23 protein-coding genes are annotated in these 18,669 nt (G+C 72.1%); 1 reads left to right on the top strand and 22 read right to left on the bottom strand.

Annotated features, from left to right (window positions below; all coding sequences use genetic code 11):
* Nucleotides 1–41: 41 nt before the first annotated feature.
* Nucleotides 42–1,913 carry a glutamine--fructose-6-phosphate transaminase (isomerizing) gene (gene glmS / locus AB1207_RS05760; RefSeq protein WP_367636861.1) on the bottom strand — a complete coding sequence of 624 codons (1,872 nt, stop codon included), beginning with the start codon at nucleotides 1,911–1,913 and terminating at the stop codon, nucleotides 42–44.
* Between the two features lie 75 nt (nucleotides 1,914–1,988).
* Between glmS and coaA the strand changes: the two genes are divergently transcribed.
* Nucleotides 1,989–2,981, top strand: coding sequence for a type I pantothenate kinase (gene coaA, locus AB1207_RS05755; RefSeq protein WP_437178870.1), 993 nt, complete (start codon nucleotides 1,989–1,991; stop codon nucleotides 2,979–2,981).
* Here the strand turns inward: coaA and AB1207_RS05750 are convergent.
* From AB1207_RS05750 to rplF, 21 genes are all read right to left on the bottom strand, one after another.
* Nucleotides 2,957–4,027: a GNAT family N-acetyltransferase gene (locus tag AB1207_RS05750; protein WP_367636860.1), complete on the bottom strand. Its 1,071-nt coding sequence runs from the start codon at nucleotides 4,025–4,027 to the stop codon at nucleotides 2,957–2,959. The two genes, coaA and AB1207_RS05750, sit on opposite strands and share 25 nt — an antisense overlap.
* A 77-nt stretch (nucleotides 4,028–4,104) precedes the next feature.
* Nucleotides 4,105–5,469 carry a phosphoglucosamine mutase gene (glmM, locus tag AB1207_RS05745; RefSeq protein WP_367636859.1) on the bottom strand — a complete coding sequence of 455 codons (1,365 nt, stop codon included), beginning with the start codon at nucleotides 5,467–5,469 and terminating at the stop codon, nucleotides 4,105–4,107.
* A gap of 139 nt (nucleotides 5,470–5,608) precedes the next feature.
* Nucleotides 5,609–6,073 (bottom strand): 30S ribosomal protein S9, encoded by a 465-nt coding sequence (gene rpsI / locus AB1207_RS05740; protein ID WP_367636939.1) that lies wholly within the window; start codon nucleotides 6,071–6,073, stop codon nucleotides 5,609–5,611.
* 85 nt (nucleotides 6,074–6,158) lie between these two features.
* Nucleotides 6,159–6,602, bottom strand: a complete 444-nt coding sequence (rplM, locus tag AB1207_RS05735) for a 50S ribosomal protein L13 (RefSeq protein WP_367636858.1) — start codon at nucleotides 6,600–6,602, stop codon at nucleotides 6,159–6,161.
* A 169-nt stretch (nucleotides 6,603–6,771) separates the two neighbouring features.
* A complete protein-coding gene (locus AB1207_RS05730) occupies nucleotides 6,772–8,469 on the bottom strand; it encodes an ATP-binding cassette domain-containing protein (protein ID WP_367636857.1) in 1,698 nt (565 codons plus the stop codon).
* 46 nt (nucleotides 8,470–8,515) lie between these two features.
* Nucleotides 8,516–9,031: a SixA phosphatase family protein gene (locus tag AB1207_RS05725; protein ID WP_367636856.1), complete on the bottom strand. Its 516-nt coding sequence runs from the start codon at nucleotides 9,029–9,031 to the stop codon at nucleotides 8,516–8,518.
* A 156-nt stretch (nucleotides 9,032–9,187) separates the two neighbouring features.
* Nucleotides 9,188–10,081, bottom strand: coding sequence for a tRNA pseudouridine synthase A (locus AB1207_RS05720; RefSeq protein ID WP_367636938.1), 894 nt, complete (start codon nucleotides 10,079–10,081; stop codon nucleotides 9,188–9,190).
* Nucleotides 10,078–10,626: a 50S ribosomal protein L17 gene (rplQ, locus tag AB1207_RS05715; RefSeq protein ID WP_367636855.1), complete on the bottom strand. Its 549-nt coding sequence runs from the start codon at nucleotides 10,624–10,626 to the stop codon at nucleotides 10,078–10,080. The genes AB1207_RS05720 and rplQ overlap by 4 nt, the downstream gene beginning before the upstream one ends.
* Nucleotides 10,627–10,682: 56 nt before the next feature.
* Nucleotides 10,683–11,696 (bottom strand): DNA-directed RNA polymerase subunit alpha, encoded by a 1,014-nt coding sequence (locus AB1207_RS05710; RefSeq protein ID WP_367636854.1) that lies wholly within the window; start codon nucleotides 11,694–11,696, stop codon nucleotides 10,683–10,685.
* Between the two features lie 149 nt (nucleotides 11,697–11,845).
* Nucleotides 11,846–12,253 carry a 30S ribosomal protein S11 gene (gene rpsK, locus AB1207_RS05705; RefSeq protein WP_366172881.1) on the bottom strand — a complete coding sequence of 136 codons (408 nt, stop codon included), beginning with the start codon at nucleotides 12,251–12,253 and terminating at the stop codon, nucleotides 11,846–11,848.
* Nucleotides 12,254–12,343: 90 nt separating this feature from the next.
* Entirely contained in the window at nucleotides 12,344–12,724 is a 381-nt protein-coding gene (rpsM, locus tag AB1207_RS05700) for a 30S ribosomal protein S13 (RefSeq protein WP_366172883.1), read from the bottom strand.
* A 187-nt stretch (nucleotides 12,725–12,911) separates the two neighbouring features.
* Complete coding sequence (gene rpmJ, locus AB1207_RS05695) at nucleotides 12,912–13,025, bottom strand: 50S ribosomal protein L36 (RefSeq protein WP_106209588.1); 114 nt, start codon at nucleotides 13,023–13,025, stop codon at nucleotides 12,912–12,914.
* Between the two features lie 61 nt (nucleotides 13,026–13,086).
* On the bottom strand, nucleotides 13,087–13,308 hold the full coding sequence (gene infA / locus AB1207_RS05690) for a translation initiation factor IF-1 (protein WP_012084955.1): 222 nt from the start codon (nucleotides 13,306–13,308) through the stop codon (nucleotides 13,087–13,089).
* A 172-nt stretch (nucleotides 13,309–13,480) separates the two neighbouring features.
* Nucleotides 13,481–14,296 carry a type I methionyl aminopeptidase gene (gene map / locus AB1207_RS05685; protein WP_367636852.1) on the bottom strand — a complete coding sequence of 272 codons (816 nt, stop codon included), beginning with the start codon at nucleotides 14,294–14,296 and terminating at the stop codon, nucleotides 13,481–13,483.
* 8 nt (nucleotides 14,297–14,304) lie between these two features.
* The gene (locus AB1207_RS05680) at nucleotides 14,305–14,880 is read right to left on the bottom strand and encodes an adenylate kinase (RefSeq protein WP_367636850.1); all 576 of its coding nucleotides are present in this window, start codon (nucleotides 14,878–14,880) and stop codon (nucleotides 14,305–14,307) included.
* A complete protein-coding gene (gene secY / locus AB1207_RS05675; RefSeq protein WP_367636849.1) occupies nucleotides 14,877–16,178 on the bottom strand; it encodes a preprotein translocase subunit SecY in 1,302 nt (433 codons plus the stop codon). The genes AB1207_RS05680 and secY overlap by 4 nt, the downstream gene beginning before the upstream one ends.
* 228 nt (nucleotides 16,179–16,406) lie before the next feature.
* Nucleotides 16,407–16,865 (bottom strand): 50S ribosomal protein L15, encoded by a 459-nt coding sequence (gene rplO, locus AB1207_RS05670; protein WP_367636847.1) that lies wholly within the window; start codon nucleotides 16,863–16,865, stop codon nucleotides 16,407–16,409.
* A complete protein-coding gene (gene rpmD, locus AB1207_RS05665) occupies nucleotides 16,865–17,047 on the bottom strand; it encodes a 50S ribosomal protein L30 (protein WP_367636846.1) in 183 nt (60 codons plus the stop codon). Before rpmD ends, rplO begins: the two co-directional genes overlap by 1 nt.
* Entirely contained in the window at nucleotides 17,047–17,706 is a 660-nt protein-coding gene (gene rpsE, locus AB1207_RS05660; protein ID WP_367636844.1) for a 30S ribosomal protein S5, read from the bottom strand. The genes rpmD and rpsE overlap by 1 nt, the downstream gene beginning before the upstream one ends.
* A 31-nt stretch (nucleotides 17,707–17,737) precedes the next feature.
* The gene (gene rplR, locus AB1207_RS05655) at nucleotides 17,738–18,115 is read right to left on the bottom strand and encodes a 50S ribosomal protein L18 (RefSeq protein ID WP_437178877.1); all 378 of its coding nucleotides are present in this window, start codon (nucleotides 18,113–18,115) and stop codon (nucleotides 17,738–17,740) included.
* Nucleotides 18,116–18,117: 2 nt separating this feature from the next.
* Entirely contained in the window at nucleotides 18,118–18,657 is a 540-nt protein-coding gene (gene rplF / locus AB1207_RS05650) for a 50S ribosomal protein L6 (RefSeq protein ID WP_367636843.1), read from the bottom strand.
* Between the last annotated feature and the right edge of the window lie 12 nt (nucleotides 18,658–18,669).

Raw genomic sequence — 18,669 nt, 5'->3', positions numbered from 1 at the left:
GTCACGTTCCCACGCGGCTCGCGGCCACCCGACGGCGGGGGTCACTCCACCGTGACGGACTTGGCGAGGTTGCGCGGCTGGTCGACGTCGAGGCCCTTGGCGGTCGCCAGTTCGCAGGCGAAGACCTGCAGCGGCACGACCGCCAGCAGGGGCGAGAGCAGCGTGGACGTCCGGGGCACGCGGATGACGACGTCGGCGTACGGTTCGACGGCCGTGTCGCCGTGCTCGGCGATGACGAGCGTCCGCGCCCCGCGCGCGCGGACCTCCTGGATGTTCGAGACGACCTTGGAGTGCAACGAGTCCCGTCCGCGCGGGCTCGGCACGACGACGAACACCGGCTGACCGGGTTCGACGAGGGCGATGGGCCCGTGCTTCAGCTCGCCCGCCGCGAAACCCTCCGCGTGGATGTAGGCGAGTTCCTTCAACTTCAGCGCCCCCTCCATCGCCACGGGGTAGCCGACGTGCCGGCCGAGGAACAGCACCGAGCGGGTGTCGGCCATGTAGCGGGCGATCTCGCGGACCTGCTCGAGGCCGTCGAGGACCTGGCGGACCTGACCCGGGATCTCGTGCAGCTGCGCGAGGACCTCGGCCACCTCGTCGGAGAACTTGTTGCCGCGCAGCTGGGCCAGGAACAGACCGAGCAGGTAGCAGGCGGTGATCTGGGCGAGGAACGCCTTCGTCGAGGCGACGGCGATCTCGGGGCCCGCGTGCGTGTAGAGCACCGCGTCGGACTCGCGCGGGATCGTCGACCCGTTCGTGTTGCAGATCGCGAGCACCTTGGCGCCCTGCTCGCGGGCGTGCCGGACGGCCATGATCGTGTCCATCGTCTCCCCCGACTGGGAGATCGCGACGACGAGCGTGCGCTCGGAGACGACGGGGTCGCGGTAGCGGAACTCGTGGGCGAGTTCGACCTCGACGGGGATCCGGCACCAGTGCTCGATGGCGTACTTCGCGACCTGGCCCGCGTAGGCGGCGGTGCCGCAGGCGATGACGACGATCTTGTCGATCGTCCGCAGTTCCGCCTCGGAGATGTTCATCTCGTCCAGCTGCAACCGCCCGTTCGCGTCGACGCGGCCGAGGAGGGTGTCGGCGATGGCCTGCGGCTGGTCGTGGATCTCCTTGGCCATGAAGGACGGGAAACCCCCCTTCTCGGCGGCCGCGGCGTCCCAGTCGACGTGGAACCGGCGACCCTGCGCGGGCGACCCGTCGAACCCGGTGACGACCACGCTGTCGGGGGTGATCGTGACGACCTGGTCCTGGCCGAGCTCGAGCGCGTCGCGCGTCGAGGCGATGAACGCGGCGACGTCGGAGCCGAGGTAGTTCGCACCGTCGCCGAGGCCGACGACGAGCGGGGAGTTCCGGCGGGCGCCGACGATCGTGCCGGGTGCGTCGGCGTGGACGGCGAGGAGCGTGAACGCACCCTCGAGCCGGGCGCAGACGGCGCGCATGGCGGCGGCGAGGTCCAGGGGCCCGTCCGCCGGCTCGCAGGCCCGGGCGAGCAGGTGCGCGACGACCTCGGTGTCGGTCTCGCTCGTGAACTCGACACCGGCCTCGAGCAGCTCCGCGCGCAGCGTCGCGAAGTTCTCGACGATGCCGTTGTGGATGACGGCGACGCGGCCGCCGACCCCGACGTGCGGGTGCGCGTTCGCGTCGGTCGGGCCGCCGTGGGTCGCCCAGCGGGTGTGCCCGATGGCCGTCGTCGCCGCGGGCAGCGGGTCGGCCTGCAGCTGCTCGACGAGGTTGGCGAGCTTGCCGGCCTTCTTGCGCGTCCGGACGCCGTCGGGCGTGACGACGGCGATGCCGGCCGAGTCGTAGCCGCGGTACTCCAGGCGCCGCAGCCCCTCGAGGACGACCTCGACGCCCGCCCCGTCCCCGCGCTGGGGGGACCCCACGTACCCGACGATTCCGCACATGGGCACGAGGGTACGGTCCGCAGGGGCCCGTCCCGGTCACCCGCGCCCGCTCCGTCACCCGGTAGCCTCACGCCGGTGAGAACGGCCGCGACGACGAACTCCTCCGCGACCCACCCCTCCCCCGGCCCGGCCGGCTCGCCCACCCCGTACGTCGTCCTGGACCGGGCGCACTGGAGCGCGCTGCGGGCCAACACCCCCCTCACGCTCACGGCCGAGGACGTCGCCCGCCTGCGGGGGCTCGGCGACCGCGTCGACCTGCGCGAGGTCGAGGAGGTCTACCTCCCGCTGTCCCGGTTGCTGACGCTGTACGACCGGTCCGCCGGGTCGCTGCACGCGGCGACGTCGACCTTCCTGGGCGAGGCCGTCCAGCGCACGCCGTTCGTCATCGGCATCGCCGGCTCGGTCGCGGTCGGCAAGTCCACGACGGCCCGCGTCCTGCGCGAACTGCTGTCGCACTGGCCCGAGACGCCGCGCGTCGAACTCGTGACGACCGACGGGTTCCTGCTGCCGAACGCCGAGCTGGAACGGCGGGGCATCCTGCACCGCAAGGGCTTCCCGGAGAGCTACGACCGGCGGGCGCTGCTGCGGTTCCTCGCGGCCGTGAAGTCGGGGGTGCCCGAGGTGCGGGCACCGGTGTACTCCCACCTCGTCTACGACATCGTCCCCGGCGAGGAGATCCTCGTCCGCCGGCCGGACGTCCTCATCGTCGAGGGCCTCAACGTCCTGCAACCGGCGCGCGTGCGCGCCGACGGGACGCAGGGCGTCGCCGTCAGCGACTACTTCGACTTCTCCCTGTACGTCGACGCGCGCAGCGAGGACGTCCGCACCTGGTACGTGGACCGGTTCCTCGAGCTGCGGCGCACCGCGTTCTCCGACCCGCAGTCGTACTTCCACCGCTACGCCTCGTTCACCGACGACGAGGCCGTGGCGCGGGCGCGGGGCATCTGGAACGAGATCAACGGCCCCAACCTCGCCGAGAACGTGCTGCCGACGCGCGGCCGGGCCACCTGCGTGCTGCAGAAGGGGCCCGACCACTCGGTGCGTCAGGTGCGGTTGCGCAAGGTCTGAACCACCCGGTCCAGGGGCGCCTCGAGCTCCTCCAGGAACTCGTCGAGGACGAACCCGAGCGCCTCGTTGACGGCGACCATCGGCGCGTTCGACACCGCGTTCCACGTCGAGACCCGCTGCGCCGCAGGGTTGTCGACGAGGGCCCGGCGCAAGCAGGCCAGTTTCACCAGCGTCCCCAGGCGGTGGCCGCGGTGCTCGGCCAGCACGAGGGTGTCGAGCTGGATGAGCCGTTCCGGTTCGTGGTCGGAGCGGACGAGGACCGTGTAGGCGACGAGGTGTCCCTGCACGTCCTGGGCGACCGCCAGCCACTGGTGGCGCCCCTGCGCCACCCGGACGGCCTCCACCTCGCGAATGCGCTCGGCGTCCCAGTGCTCGGGTTCGACCGCGAGGTCGCCGTTGGGGGCGTCGGTGCTCATCCGGGCCGTCAGGCGGGCCATCTCCTCCAGGTCCGCCTCGGGCACCGGCCCGGCGTAGGCGCGCACCCGGTACCCGGTGGCGTGCGGCGCGGTCGCCGCCTCGAGCGCCGCGAGGCGGTCGGCGGCCGGCGGGAGGGGCAGCTGCCGGCGGGCGGTGAGCAGACCGGCACCGAACCCCCAGCGCGCGGCGGCGACGGATCCCGGCCAGCTCCGCGGGTCGCGCTCGGCCGGGCGGTCGACGCGCACCCGCACGGTCGTCCGGCCCTCGGCCGCGGCCACCTCCAGGGCCGCTGCCAGCAGCGCCGACCCCACCCCGCGACGCCGGTGGGCGGGCGGGACGGCGACGTGCACGACGGCCACGTGCCGGTTGTCGGCCAGGCTGCAGCGGACGTCGGCCACCCCCACGACGTCACCGTTCTCCTCGGCGAGGAGCACGTGCATCCGCTCGTCCGACGAACCGCGTTCCAGCAGCGCCCGCAGCTCCCCGCGGCGCCAGGTGGAGGGATCTGGCCGGTCGAGCGCCTCCGCGGCCGCCAGCGCGTCGTACCAGCGGTCGAAGTGGTCCTGCGCCCACGCGCCCCGCACGGGGTCGGTCGAGGACGTCGAGCGGAGCGTCAGGGCGGGGAGCACGTCCCCAGTCAGCCAGAACGGGACGTCAGAGCGCGAGGCGTTTCCGCACGCTCACAAGGCCAGGCGTGCCCGCACGCTCACAAGGCCAGGCGTGCCCGCACGACGTCCGCCAAGCGGTCGGCCACGTCCTGGGCGTGCTGCGTGTGCGCGGCCTCGACCATGACCCGCACGAGCGGTTCGGTCCCGCTGGGGCGCAGCAGCACCCGGCCCGTCTCCCCCAGCTCGCGCTCGGCCTCGGCGACCGCGGCCAGCAGCTCGGCGTCGGCGCCCGCACGGGACTTGTCGACGCCGCGGACGTTGACGAGCACCTGCGGCAGCCGCTCCACGACGGAGGCGAGGTCGGCGAGGGTGCGCCCCGTCTCGGCCATCCGCGCCGCCAGCTGCAACCCCGTGAGGACGCCGTCCCCCGTCGTCGCGTGCTCGGGCAGGACGACGTGACCGCTCTGCTCCCCACCGATGCTCCAGCCGCCGGCGTTCAGCGCCTCCAGCACGTACCGGTCACCGACGCCCGTCTCGACGACGGTGACGCCCTCGCGCTGCATGGCGAGCTTGAGGCCGAGGTTGCTCATCACCGTCGCCACGAGGGTGCCCTCGGTGAGCTGCCCGCGGTCGCGCAGGGCCAGCGCGAGGACGGCCATGATCTGGTCGCCGTCGACGGCGTTCCCGGCGGCGTCGACGGCGAGGCAGCGGTCGGCGTCCCCGTCGTGCGCGAGGCCCAGGTCGGCGCCGTGCTCGACGACGGCGGCCGTCACCGGGCCGAGGTGCGTGGACCCGCAGCCGTCGTTGATGTTCAGCCCGTCGGGGGCGGCGTACAGCGTCGTGACACGCGCCCCGGCCTCGCGCAGGACGCGCGGCGAGATGGCGCTGGCGGCGCCGTTGGCGCAGTCGACGACCACGTGCAGCCCCGCGAGGGACCCGGGGCCCCCCGGCAGGGTGGACAGGAGGTGGTCGACGTAGCTGTCCTGGGCGTCCTGCTCGACGTCCGGGCCCGCGTGGGCGCGCCCGACGCCGCTCCCGGTCGGTCGGCGCGGGGCTCCCGCGCGGTAGGCCGCCTCGATGCGGTCCTCGACGTCGTCGGGCAGCTTCGTGCCGCCACGGGCGAAGATCTTCAACCCGTTGTCCGGCATGGCGTTGTGCGAGGCCGAGAGCATGACGCCGAAGTCGGCGCCGGAGGTGTCGACGAGGTGGGCCAGCGCAGGGGTGGGGACGACGCCGATGTCCAGGACGTCCACGCCGGAGCTCGCCAGCCCGGCCACGACCGCGGCCGACAGGAACTCCCCGGACGCGCGCGGGTCGCGGGCCACGAGGGCGCGCGGGTGCGCCGTCCCGCCCTCGTCGACGAGGACGGTGGCCGCGGCCGCCGCCAGCCCGAGCGCCATCTCGGCGGTCAGGTCGACGTTCGCCAGACCCCGCACACCGTCGGTCCCGAAGAGCCGCCCCACCCTGTCGTCCTCTCCCTGCGTTCACGGGCCGCGCCACTGCCGGACACGGGCCCCAGACACCACGACGGCCCCGGGAGAGCTCCCGGGGCCGTCGTGACGGTACTCGCCGGCCGGCGTCGGCCGGCCGGCGAGCGCCGGATCAGCGCTTGCTGAACTGCGGCGCCTTGCGGGCCTTCTTCAGACCGGCCTTCTTGCGCTCGATGGCGCGCGGGTCGCGGGTCAGGAACCCGGCCTTCTTCAGCGCCGGGCGGTTGGCCTCGAGGTCCACCGCGTTGAGCGCGCGGGCCACGCCGAGGCGCAGGGCGCCGGCCTGGCCGGACGAGCCACCGCCGTGGATGCGGGCGATGACGTCGAACGAGCCCTCGAGCGCGGTGACGCGGAACGGCTCGTTGACGAGCTGCTGGTGCACCTTGTTCGGGAAGTAGTCGTCCAGCTCGCGGCCGTTGATCTTCCACTGGCCGGAGCCGGGGACGATGCGGACGCGGGCGACGGCCTCCTTGCGGCGGCCGGTGGCCCCGCCGGGGGCGATGATGCTGTTGCCGCCGGTGGCCGGCGCGGACGACTCGGACGTGTAGGTCCCGTCGAACTCGTCGGTCTCGGTGATGTCCTCGACGACGTCGTCCGTCGTGGTCGTGTACTCGCTCACGATGCTCCTCGCTTCGCTCAGTTGGCCGGGTTGGTGCCGCGGCTCACTGCGCGACCTGGGTGATCGTGAAGGTCTCGGGCTGCTGCGCCGCGTGCGGGTGCTCGGGGCCCGCGTAGACCTTGAGCTTGCTCAGGACCTGACGGCCGAGCGAGTTCTTGGGGATCATGCCGCGGATGGCCTTCTCGACGGCCTTCTCCGGGTTCTTGTCGAGCAGCTCGACGTAGCTGGTCGCCTTGAGGCCGCCCGGGTAGCCCGAGTGGCGGTAGGCGACCTTCTGCTCGCGCTTGGAGCCCGTCAGGGCGACCTTGGCGGCGTTGACGATGATGACGTAGTCGCCACCGTCGACGTGCGGGGCGAACGTCGCCTTGTGCTTGCCGCGCAGGAGGGTGGCGGCCTGGACGGCCAGACGGCCCAGGACGACGTCCTCCGCGTCGATGACGAGCCAACGGCGGTCGATGTCGCCCGGCTTCGGGGTGAACGTGCGCACGGGGGTTGCCCATCTCCTCGGACTTGTTGCGGACTGGGCCCGCGCTCGAGTCCTCCGGCGCCGGGAGATCCCGGCGCCCTGTGGCAGGCACTGCGTGGGCACAACGACCACCGACGTTACCCGCCGTCCACCGGGCGGGTCAAAACGGCTCCCGCCCGGGGCGCGGTCGTCAGCGGACGCGCTCGACGCGCCGCACGTCCCACACGGGCTCGGGGGTCTCCACGACGCGGCCGTCCTCCCCGAACAGCAGGAAGCGGTCGAAGCCGCGGGCGAACCACCGGTCGTGGGTGACGGCCACGACCGTGCCCTCGAAGGCGGCCAGGGCCTGCTCGAGCGCCTCGGCCGAGTGCAGGTCGAGGTTGTCCGTCGGTTCGTCCAGCAGGAGCAGGGTGGCCCCGGACAGCTCCAGCAGCAGGATCTGCAACCTCGCCTGCTGGCCTCCGGACAGGTTCTCGAAGAGCTGCTCGGCCGCCTCGGCGAGCCCGTACCGGTCCAGCGCCCGCGAGGCGGCCTCGCGGTCGAGGCCGTCGCGGTGGGAGTTGCCGCGGTGCAGGACGTCGAGCAGGGACCGGCCCACGAGGGCCGGCTGCTCGTGGGTCTGGGCGAACCAGCCCGGCCGCACCCGCGCCCCGAGCCGCACGGCGCCCCTGTGGTGCACGGGGTCGGGGACGTGCTCGTCGACCGGACGGTGCTCGGCGTCCGGGTCGGACCCGCCGGCGGCCAGCAGCCGCAGGAAGTGCGACTTGCCCGACCCGTTGGAGCCCAGCACGGCGACGCGGTCCCCCAGCCACAGCTCGGCGTCGAACGGCTGCATGAGGCCGGTCAGCTCCAGCCCCTCGACGACGACGGCGCGCTTGCCGGTGCGCCCGCCCCGCAGGCGCATGCGGACGTCCTGGGCGACGGGCGGGGCCTGCGGCGGGCCCGCCTCCTCGAACTTCGCCAGCCGCGTCTGCGCGGCGGCGTAGCGCGAGGACATGCCGTCGTTGAACTTCGACTTCTCCCGCAGCGTCACGACGAGCGTGCGCAGCTTGACGCGCTCCTCGTCCCAGCGGCGGCGCAGCTCCTCCAGCCGCTCCCCGCGGGCCTGCCGGGCGGCGCCGTAGTCGGCGAACGAGCCGCCGTGCGTCCAGGAGACCGCCCCGACCGCTCCCGGTTCGAGCGTCACGATGCGGTCGGCGGCGGCGGCGAGGAGCTCGCGGTCGTGGCTGACGAGCAGCACCGACTTCGGCGTGGTGCGCAGCTGCTCCTCGAGCCAGCGCTTGCCGGGCACGTCCAGGTAGTTGTCCGGCTCGTCCAGGAGCAGGACGCCCTCGGGACCGCGCAGCAGCGCCTCCAGGACGAGCCGCTTCTGCTCACCCCCGGACAGCGTCCGCACGAGCCGGTTGCGGCAGGTGTCGAAGGAGACCCCGAGGGCGGCGTGGGTGCACTCGTCCCACAGCACCTCCTGCTCGTAGCCGCCGGCGTCGCCGAAGTCGGCCAGGGCCTGCGCGTACCGCAGCTGGGACTTCTCGGTCTCCTGCTCGACCATGGCCGCCTCCGCCGCCTCGACGGCCGCGAAGGCCTCCCGCAGGGGCGCGGGGGCGACGGAGACGAGCAGCTCGGCCACGGTCGTGCCGTCGCGGACCGAGCCGACGAACTGGCGCATGACGCCGAGGCCACCGCTGCGGTTGACCGACCCCTCCTGGACCGGCTCGTCGCCCGCGACGAGCCGCAGCAGCGTCGTCTTCCCCGTGCCGTTGGGACCGATGAGAGCGGTGGTCGACCCGTCCGCGACACGGAAGGACACCTCGCTCAGCAGGGGCCGCCCGTCGGGGAGCTCGTGGCTCAGCCCTGCGACGTCGACGTGCCCACCCGTTGTTCCAGCCACTGCCCTGCTCCTGTCGTGCGTGAGCGGCCAGTCTGACGGGTCGGGGTCAGTGCCCGCCGCTGGTTTCCCGACCGTCGGTGTCCGCGCGGGCGGTGTGCTGCAGGCGCAGGGCGCAGCTCGTCGTGTCGGCGTCCGCCCAGTCCCCCGCGACGTCCAGGACCGCGATGCCCGCGGTCCGCAGCTGGACGACCTCGCCCGTCAGTGCCTCCACGAGGGCGCTGACACCGGGGTTGTGGGCCACGAGGACGACGGTGGCGTCCGCGGTCTCGGTGTCCAGACCGCGGACGATCCGCAGCAGGTCGCCCAGCGTGGCCTCGTAGAGCCGTTCCTCGTCGACGATGACGGGGGCGACGCCCCAGCCGTCGAGCAGCCGGGCCGTCGTCTCCTCGGTCCGGCGGGCGGGCGAGCTGAGGAGCAGGTCGCACGCGCCGACGTGCTCGCGCAGCCAGCGTCCCGCCTCCTCCGCGTCGGCCTTGCCACGGTCGGCGAGGGGGCGGGCGATGTCCTGCAGTCCTACCGGCGAGTCGGCCTTGGCGTGGCGGACGACGACGAGCGTGGGCACACGCACCAGCCTGCCGCACGCCCGACCCCGCGCCCCACCCACCCCTCACCCGCCCGGCCCAGTCCCGCCCGGGCCCGCGTGGAAAACACTCCCTCCGCCCTCCTGCAGCGTTGCAGGAGGGCGGAAAGAGTGGTTTCCACGCGGGCAGAGGCGGTCTCAGGGGAGGGTGCGGACGGCGCGGGACTGCGCGACGCGGGCGGCGAGGTCGGCGTCGGCGGGGTAGGCGACCTCCTCCAGCGTCAGGCCCTGGGGTCCGACGACCGCGACGGCGGGGTCGCGCACCGCGCGGTCCTGCACGAGGCGGGGCCAGTCCACGTCGCGGCGGCCGTCGCCGACCGCGAGGGCCGCACCCACCAGCGCGCGGACCATCGAGTGGCAGAACGCGTCGGCCTGGACGTCGGCGAGGAGCAGCCCGTCGTCCGTGCGCCGCCACGAGTAGGCCAGGAGGGTGCGGACGGTGGTGGCCCCGTCGCGGGGCTTGCAGAAGGCCGCGAACTCGCGCAGCCCGACGAGGCTGCGGGCCGCGAGGTCCATGGCGGTGACGTCGAGGGGTCGGCGGTGGTGCAGCACGTCGAAGCGCCGCAACGGCGGGACGCCGGCGGGGTCGTCGCAGACCCGGTAGGCGTAGCGGCGCCGCAGGGCGCCGAACCGCGCGTCGAAACCCGCAGGGGCCTGCCGGGCGCCGTGGACGCGCACGTCGGGCGGCAGGACGCCCGCCAGGCGCCGCACGAGGGCCGTCCCGGGCGGAGCGTCGGAGCGCCCCGGCACGGCCGCCCACGCGGCCGCCGGGACGTCGACGTGGGCCACCTGGCCGGAGGCGTGCACCCCGGCGTCGGTGCGCCCGGCCACGGTCAGGCGCGGCGCCGGGTCGAGCCGCAGCACCCGCCCCAGGCCGGCGGTCAGCTCACCCTGGACGGTCCGCAGGCCCGGCTGTTCGGCCCAGCCCGCGAAGTGCGTCCCGTCGTAGCCGAGGTCGAGCCGGACGCGGACGAGCCCGCCCTCCCCGGTGTCGGGGAGGACGGGCTCGTCAGCGGGAAGGGAGGCGCTCAGGCCTGGTCCTTCTTCTCGGTGTTCTCGTCGCTCGGGTCGGCCTCGGCGGCGTCGACCTCGACCGCGTCCGAGGTGGTGTCCTCGGTCGACTCGGCCGCGGCGGTCTCCTCGGCCGGGGTCTCCTCGGCCGGAGCGGTCGCCGCAGCGGCCTGCTCGGCCTCGCGGACGACGCCCTGCTTGGCGCTGACCGGCTCCATGACGAGCTGGATCACGGCCATGGGGGCGTTGTCACCCTTGCGGGGACCGATCTTCACGATGCGGGTGTAGCCACCGTTGCGCTCGGCCATGGCCGGGGCGATCTCGGTGAAGAGGAAGTGCACGACGGACTTGTCGCGCACCGTCTTCATGACCTCGCGGCGGGCCGCCAGGTCACCCTTCTTCGCGAACGTGATGAGGCGCTCGGCGTGCGGACGGAGCCGCTTCGCCTTGGCCTCGGTCGTGGTGATGCTGCGGTGTTCGAAGAGCGCAGTCGCCAGGTTGGCGATGATGAGCTTCTCGTGGGCCGGCCCGCCGCCGAGCCGCGGACCCTTGGTGGGGGTGGGCATTGTGTTGTCTCCTCGGTGTTGCCGCGCGCGTTCTCAGAGCGTGCGGCTGCGGACGGTCAGAGCTGCTCGTCCTCGGCGAACGACTGGTCGTCGTCCTCGAAGTCGTTGACGACGGCGCTCGGGTCGAACCCGGGCGGGGAGTCCTTGAGGTGCAGGCCCATGCCGACCAGCTTGGCCTTGACCTCGTCGATGGACTTCTGCCCGAAGTTGCGGATGTCGAGCAGGTCGGCCTCGCTGCGCGAGACCAGTTCGCCGACGGTGTGGATGCCCTCGCGCTTGAGGCAGTTGTAGGAGCGGACCGTGAGGTCCAGCGCCTCGATCTCGAGCGCGAGGTCGGCCGCGAGCGCGGCGTCGGTCGGCGAGGGGCCCATGTCGATGCCTTCGGCCTCGACGTTGAGCTCGCGCGCCAGGCCGAACAGCTCGACCAGCGTCTTGCCGGCGGAGGCGACGGCGTCGCGCGGGGAGATGGCGTGCTTGGTCTCCACGTCCACGACGAGGCGGTCGAAGTCCGTCCGCTGCTCGACGCGGGTCGCCTCGACCTTGTACGTCACCTTCAGGACCGGCGAGTAGATCGAGTCGACCGGGATCCGGCCGATCTCCTGCTCGCCGGACTTGTTCTGCGCCGCCGAGACGTAGCCGCGGCCGCGCTCGACCGTCAGCTCCAGCTCGAGCTTGCCCTTGCCGTTGAGCGTCGCGATGTGCAGGTCGGGGTTGTGGACCTCGACACCCGCGGGCGGGGCGATGTCGGCCGCGGTGACCGCGCCCGGGCCCTGCTTGCGCAGGTACATCACGACGGGTTCGTCGTGCTCGGAGGAGACGACGAGGTTCTTCACGTTGAGGACGATCTCGGTGACGTCCTCCTTCACACCCGGCACGGAGGTGAACTCGTGGAGCACACCGTCGATGCGCAGGCTCGTCACCGCGGCGCCCGGGATGGACGACAGCAGGGTGCGGCGCAGCGAGTTGCCGAGGGTGTACCCGAAGCCGGGCTCGAGGGGTTCGATGACGAAGCGCGAGCGGTACTCGTCGACGACGTCCTCGGTGAGGGTGGGGCGCTGTGCGATCAGCACGGAGGTTCCTTCCCGCGGGCGTCCGCCATATGACGCCCCGCACGCCCGTCGACATCGGTCCGCCGACGGGGTCTGACTGCTAGAACTGGGTTCCGATCGGGACGGCCCCGACCCCCACCGCGACGGTGGGGGTCAGGGCCGCACCCTCGTCAGACGCGCCGACGCTTGGGCGGACGGCAGCCGTTGTGCGGGCTGGGGGTCACGTCCTGGATCGCGCCGACCTCCAGGCCGGTGGCCTGGAGCGAGCGGATCGCGGTCTCGCGGCCCGAACCCGGGCCCTTGACGAAGACGTCGACCTTGCGCATGCCGTGCTCCTGCGCACGACGGGCGGCCGCCTCGGCGGCCATCTGCGCGGCGAAGGGGGTCGACTTGCGGGACCCCTTGAACCCGACCTGACCGGCCGACGCCCACGCGATGACCGCGCCCGTCGGGTCGGTGATCGAGACGATCGTGTTGTTGAACGTCGACTTGATGTGCGCGTGGCCGTGCGCGACGTTCTTCTTCTCCTTGCGACGCGGCTTGCGCGTCGCACTGGCCTGACGGCTCTTGGGAGGCATGCTCTCCGGACTCCTGGTGGACTGCGACGACTGGCTTCGAGGGCGAACCCTGGGGTTCGCGAGGCGACCCGGTGGGGGGCCGCGCACTGCTTACTTGCGACCGGCCTTCTTCTTGCCGGCCACGGTGCGCTTCGGGCCCTTGCGGGTGCGCGCGTTGGTCTTGGTGCGCTGCCCGCGGACGGGCAGGCCGCGGCGGTGCCGCAGACCGGCGTAGCAACCGATCTCCACCTTGCGGCGGATGTCGGCGGCCACCTCGCGGCGGAGGTCACCCTCGACGCGGTAGTTGCCCTCGATGTGGTCGCGCAGCGCGACCAGGTCGTCGTCCGTCAGGTCCCGGACGCGCAGGTCCGGGCTGACGCCCGTCGCGGCCAGGGTCTCCTGGGCGCGGGTGCGACCGACGCCGTAGATGTACGTGAGCGCGATCTCCAGCCGCTTTTCGCGGGGGAGGTCGACGCCGACGAGACGTGCCATGCGGGATGGTCCCTCTTCTGTCGCGGAGGTCTGCCACAGGACCGGTCCCGCCGTCTCGAGCGGGTCCCCGGCCTCCGACCGGGGGTGTCACCGCACCGGCCCTGACGGGCGCGGTCGGCGGGTCCTGCGTATGGGGTGCGCGTCCTCGGCGAGGACTGCGGGTCGTGCGGCGGTGTGACCCGCTGCGTCAGCCCTGGCGCTGCTTGTGGCGCAGGTTGTCGCAGATGATCATGACCCGCCCGTGACGGCGGATCACCTTGCACTTGTCGCAGATCTTCTTGACGCTCGGCTTGACCTTCATCGTGTCTCCGGTCGTGCTGAACCCGCCCCGAGCTCGGGACGGGCCGGCGGCCAGTGGGTGGTCACTTGTAGCGGTAGACGATGCGCCCGCGGGACAGGTCGTAGGGGCTGAGCTCGACGACCACCCGGTCCTCGGGGAGGATGCGGATGTAGTGCTGACGCATCTTCCCGGAGATGTGGGCGAGCACCTTGTGACCGTTGCTCAGCTCGACGCGGAACATCGCGTTCGGCAGGGCTTCGATCACGGTGCCTTCGATCTCGATGACGCCGTCCTTCTTCGGCATGTCCTCCGCTTTTCATCAAGTGTCGGTTGGAGTCAGCCCGGCCCCGCTGGTGGACCCAACGGGAGGCATGGCGGACCGACGGTCAAGCTTACGCGACGGCGCGCCGAGGGCGAAATCGGGCGATCATGCCGCTCGTCCCCCTTGCAGCGCAACCGGTCGCGTCCGGGGCGGTTCAGCCCTCGGGGACGGTGATGCCGTACGCGGCGAGCTCGGAGGCTCCCCCGTCGGGCGCGGTCAGCACCCACAGGCCCTCGTCGAGGACGGCGACGGTGTGCTCCCAGTGCGCGGCGCGGGTCCCGTCGGACGTCACGACGGTCCAGTCGTCGGCGAGGACGTCGGTCTCGATGCCGCCGCGGGTGCACATGGGCTCGATGGCCAGGACGAGGCCGGGCTTGACCTTCGGCCCCTTCTCGCGCACCCGGTAGTTGAGGACCTCGGGGGCCATGTGCATGGCCGTCCCGATGCCGTGCCCGGTGTAGCCGTCGACGATGCCCAGGCGACCGTCGACCGCGTCCTCCACGGCCGCACCGACGTCGCCGACGCGGCCACGGGCGTCGAGGGCGGCAATGCCGGCCCACAGCGCGGTGCGCGTGATCTCGACGAGCTCGGCGTCGGCCGGGTCGACCGGCTCCCCCACGATGGCCGTGAAGGCCGAGTCCCCGTGCCACCCGTCGACGACGCACCCGCCGTCGACGGAGACGACGTCGCCCTCGGCGAGGACCTGGTCGCCCGGGATGCCGTGGACGACGACCTCGTTCACCGAGATGCACAGCGTCTTGGGGTACCCGTGGTAGCCCAGGAAGTTCGACGTGCCTCCCCCGGTGCGGATGACCTCCGCACCCAGGGCGTCCAGCTCCGCGAGGGTGACGCCCGGCCGCAGGGCCGAGCGCACGCTCTCCAGCGCGGCGTACGTCAGCAGGCCGGCCTTGCGCATGGCGCGCACCTGCTCGGGGGTCTTGTACTCCACCCGTTCACGTCCGAACACCACCGGCGGCCTCAGGCGTCGGGCAGGTCGAGGGCCTTGACGAGGCGCTCGGTCACCGACGAGATCTCCCCCAGCCCGTCCACCGACCGCAGCAGGCCGCGCTCGGAGTAGACCTCCACGAGCGGGGCGGTCTGGTCGAGGTAGACCTGCTGGCGGGTGCGGATGACGTCCTCGGTGTCGTCGCTGCGCCCCTGGTCGACGGCGCGCTTGGACAGCCGGCGGACCAGCTCGTCGGTGTCGGCCGTGATCTCCAGGACGTGCTCGAGCTTGGCCCCGATCTCGCGGAGCATGTCGTCGAGTTCGCGGACCTGGTCGGTCGTGCGCGGGTAGCCGTCGAGGATGAACCCGTCGGCCGCGTCCGGCTGCTGCAGCCGGTCCCGGACCATCGCGTTGGTGACGGAGTCCGGCACGTACTTGCCGGCGTCCAGGTACTCCTTGACCGTCTTGCCCAGTTCGGTCTCCTCCGCGACGTTCGCGCGGAAGATGTCGCCGGTCGAGATGGCGGGGACGCCGAGGCGGGAGGACAGGAGCTTGGCCTGGGTGCCCTTGCCCGCACCGGGCGGACCGAGGAGGACGAGACGTGTCATCGCAAGAACCCTTCGTAGTTGCGCTGCTGGAGCTGGGACTCGATCTGCTTCACCGTCTCGAGCCCGACCCCGACGATGATCAGGATCGACGTGCCCCCGAAGGGGAAGTTCGTGTTGGCATTGAAGAGCACGAACGCGATGAGGGGAAGCAGCGAGATGAGCCCCAGGTACAGCGATCCTGGCAGGGTGATGCGGGTGAGGATGTAGTCGAGGTACTCCGCGGTGGGCCGTCCGGCGCGCACCCCGGGGATGAAACCGCCGTACTTGCGCATGTTCTCGGCGACCTCGTCCGGGTTGAACGTGATCGCGACGTAGAAGTACGCGAAGAAGATGATGAGCAGGAAGTAGACCGCCATGTACAGCGGGTGGTCGCCCTTGGTGAAGTGGTCGGTGATCCAGGCCACCCAGGCCGCGTTCGGGTCGTTGAACTGGGCCACGAGGGCGGGCAGGTAGAGCAGCGACGAGGCGAAGATCACCGGGATGACGCCGGCCATGTTGACCTTGAGCGGGATGTACGTCGAGGTGCCGCCGTACATGCGCCGGCCGATCATCCGTTTGGCGTACTGGACGGGCACCCGGCGCTGGGACTGCTCGACCGCCACGACGGCCGCCACGACGACGAGGCCGATGAGGACGACCCCTGCGAAGGTGAGCCAGCCGCGCTCGCGGCCGATGGCGAGCAACGAGGTCGGGAAGGTCGCGGCGATCTGGGCGAAGATCAGCAGGGACATCCCGTTGCCGACGCCGCGCTCGGTGACGAGCTCACCGAGCCACATGATGAGGCCGGTGCCGGCCGTCATCGTGAGGACCATCAGCAGGATCGTCGGGACGCTCTGGTCGGGCAGCACCTGGGCGTTGCAGGACGTGCCGAACAGTCGCGAGGGCTCCCGGGCGATCGTCACGTAGGTCGTCGACTGCAGGACGGCCAGGCCGATCGTCAGGTACCGCGTGTACTGCGTGAGCTTGCTGGTCCCCTGCTGACCCTCCTTCTTGAGGGCCTCGAAGCGCGGGATCACCACCGTCAGCAGCTGGATGATGATGCTCGCCGTGATGTACGGCATGATCCCCAGCGCGAAGATGCTGAGCTGCAGGAGCGCGCCGCCGGAGAAGAGGTTCGCCAGCCCGAGCAGGTCGTTGCCGGTCTGCGCCACGTCGATGCACTGCTGCACGGCGGAGTACGAGACCCCGGGCGCCGGCACGAAGGAGCCCAGCCGGACCAGGACGATGATCCCGATCGTGAAGAGCAGCTTGCGGCGCAGGTCGGGCGTCCGGAAGGCGCGACCGATTGCGGTGAGCACTACGACCTCCTGCACCGCGCTCCCGGAGGAGCCGGAGTCGTTCCTGACTGGTCGGACGGTTGGGCCGAACAGGTTGCTTCGGGCACAGCGGGTGAGACGAACTCCCCCGTCCGCTGCTGCCAGCGGGACGCGTGGGGCTCTGGTAGACCCTACCTCCCCGCAAACGCACACACGGCGGTAGCAGGCGATCACTCGCCGCTACCGCCGTGTGGGCGGTGGTGCTGGGCGTCAGCGGACGGTCGTGGAACCGCCCGCAGCCGCGATCTTCTCGGCCGCCGAGGTCGAGAACTTGTCGGCCGTCACCTGCAGGGCCACGGACACCTCACCGGTGCCGAGGACCTTGACGGGCTGGCCCTTGCGGACCGCGCCCTTCGCGACGAGCTCGTCGACACCGACGGTGCCGCCCTCGGGGAAGAGGGTCGCGAGCTTGTCGAGGTTGACGACCTGGAACTCGACGCGGAACGGGTTCTTGAACCCGCGCAGCTTCGGCAGGCGCATGTGGAGGGGCATCTGCCCGCCCTCGAACGCCTCGGGCACCTGGTAGCGGGCCTTGGTGCCCTTGGTGCCGCGACCGGCGGTCTTGCCCTTGCTGCCCTCACCGCGACCCACACGGGTCTTCGCGGTGTTCGACCCCGGAGCGGGGCGCAGGTGGTGCAGCTTCAGGACGTGGTCACCCTGGTTCGCCATCAGTCGACCTCCTCAACCATCACGAGGTGCGCGACGGTGTTGGCCATCCCACGGAACTCGGGCTTGTCGTCCTTGACGACCGACTGCCCGATCTTGTGGAGCCCGAGGCTGCGGAGCGTGTCGCGCTGGTTCTGCTTGCCGCCGATGCCGGACTTGAGCTGCGTGACCTTGATGCGACCCATCAGCCGTTCACCCCCGCAGCCTGGGCGCGCAGGAGCGCGACCGGAGCGACGTGCTCGACCGGCAGACCACGGCGGGCCGCGACCTGCTCGGGACGCTCGAGACCACGCAGGGCCTCGATCGTCGCGTGGACGATGTTGATCGCGTTGTCGGAGCCCAGGGACTTCGACAGCACGTCGTGGATGCCCGCGCACTCGAGCACGGCGCGGACCGGACCACCGGCGATGACACCGGTACCCGGGGAGGCCGGGCGCAGCATGACCACGCCGGCCGCCTTCTCGCCCTGCACGGGGTGCGGGATGGTCCCCTGGATCTTGGGGACGCGGAAGAAGTTCTTCTTGGCCTCCTCGACACCCTTGGCGATCGCCGCGGGCACCTCCTTGGCCTTGCCGTAGCCGACACCGACGGTGCCGTCGCCGTCACCCACGACCACGAGGGCCGTGAAGCTGAAGCGACGACCGCCCTTGACGACCTTGGCGACGCGGTTGATGGTCACGACGCGCTCGACGAAGTTGCCGCGGTCGCCCGCGTCGCCCCGTCCACGGTTGTCGCGGCCGCCGTCGCGGCCACCACGGCCGCGGTCGTTCCCGCGGTTGTCGCCGCCGCCGCGGTTGTCGCCGCCGCCGGCCGCACCGGCGCCTCGGCGCTGGGGTCCAGGCATCAGACGTTCCTCATCTCATCGACTTCGTAGGTCACAGGGACAGCCCCGCCTCACGAGCGCCGTCCGCGATCGCCGCGACGCGCCCGGCGTAGCGGTTGCCGCCGCGGTCGAAGACCACGGCCTCGATGCCGGCTGCCTTGGCCCGCTCGCCGACGAGCACGCCGACGGCCTTGGCCTTGGCCGACTTGTCGTCGCCGCTGGCGCGCAGGTCCGCCTCCATGGTCGAGGCCGACGCCAGGGTGTGACCCGCCGCGTCGTCGATGACCTGGACGAACACGTGACGCGTGGAGCGCGTGACCACGAGACGAGGACGCACGGCGGTGCCCACGACCTTCTTGCGCACGCGGGTGTGGCGACGCTTGCGCGCCGGCGCAGTGCCCTTCTGGGTCTTCTGGGTGGAGAGTCCCATGGTCACTTACCAGCCTTTCCGACCTTGCGGCGGATCTGCTCGCCGGCGTAACGCACGCCCTTGCCCTTGTACGGGTCGGGCTTGCGGAGCTTGCGGATGTTCGCGGCGACCTCGCCGACCTGCTGCTTGTCGATCCCCGCCACGGAGAACTTGGTGTTGCTCTCCACGGCGAAGGTGATGCCGGCGGGCGCCTTGACGACGACCGGGTGGCTGAAGCCGAGCGCGAACTCGAGGTCGGAGCCCTTGGCCGTGACGCGGTACCCCGTGCCGACGATCTCGAGCTTCTTCTCGTAGCCCTTGGTCACACCCTCGACCATGTTCGAGATCAGGGTGCGGGTCAGGCCGTGCAGCGAGCGCGAGGTGCGCTCGTCGTCGGGACGGGTGACCGACAGGGCCCCGTCCTCGGAGCGCTCCACCGCGATGGGCGAAGCGACGGTGTGGTTCAGCTCGCCCTTGGGGCCCTTGACCGTGACGGCGGAGCCGTCGATGGTCACGTCCACGCCCGAGGGGACGGTGATCGGGAGTCGACCGATGCGCGACATGAGTTCTCCTCC

It is taken from the genome of Kineococcus endophyticus (assembly GCF_040796495.1).
Taxonomy (GTDB): Bacteria; Actinomycetota; Actinomycetes; order Actinomycetales; family Kineococcaceae; genus Kineococcus; species Kineococcus endophyticus.
Note: the sequence above shows the minus strand (reverse complement) of the source record. Positions and strands in the feature narration are given on the sequence as shown.

Bases quoted from the DNA above. Each gene is read 5' to 3' on its own strand.
- glmS (WP_367636861.1), bottom strand. From the start codon at position 1,913: ATGTGCGGAATCGTCGGGTACGTGGGGTCCCCCCAGCGCGGGGACGGG.
- rplQ (WP_367636855.1), bottom strand. From the start codon at position 10,626: ATGCCCACCCCCACCAAGGGTCCGCGGCTCGGCGGCGGGCCGGCCCAC.
- rpsK (WP_366172881.1), bottom strand. From the start codon at position 12,253: ATGCCTCCCAAGAGCCGTCAGGCCAGTGCGACGCGCAAGCCGCGTCGC.
- rpsM (WP_366172883.1), bottom strand. From the start codon at position 12,724: ATGGCACGTCTCGTCGGCGTCGACCTCCCCCGCGAAAAGCGGCTGGAG.
- rpmJ (WP_106209588.1), bottom strand. From the start codon at position 13,025: ATGAAGGTCAAGCCGAGCGTCAAGAAGATCTGCGACAAGTGCAAGGTG.
- infA (WP_012084955.1), bottom strand. From the start codon at position 13,308: ATGCCGAAGAAGGACGGCGTCATCGAGATCGAAGGCACCGTGATCGAA.
- AB1207_RS05680 (WP_367636850.1), bottom strand. From the start codon at position 14,880: ATGACACGTCTCGTCCTCCTCGGTCCGCCCGGTGCGGGCAAGGGCACC.
- rplO (WP_367636847.1), bottom strand. From the start codon at position 16,865: ATGGCGAACCAGGGTGACCACGTCCTGAAGCTGCACCACCTGCGCCCC.
- rpmD (WP_367636846.1), bottom strand. From the start codon at position 17,047: ATGGGTCGCATCAAGGTCACGCAGCTCAAGTCCGGCATCGGCGGCAAG.
- rpsE (WP_367636844.1), bottom strand. From the start codon at position 17,706: ATGCCTGGACCCCAGCGCCGAGGCGCCGGTGCGGCCGGCGGCGGCGAC.
- rplR (WP_437178877.1), bottom strand. From the start codon at position 18,115: ATGGGACTCTCCACCCAGAAGACCCAGAAGGGCACTGCGCCGGCGCGC.
- rplF (WP_367636843.1), bottom strand. From the start codon at position 18,657: ATGTCGCGCATCGGTCGACTCCCGATCACCGTCCCCTCGGGCGTGGAC.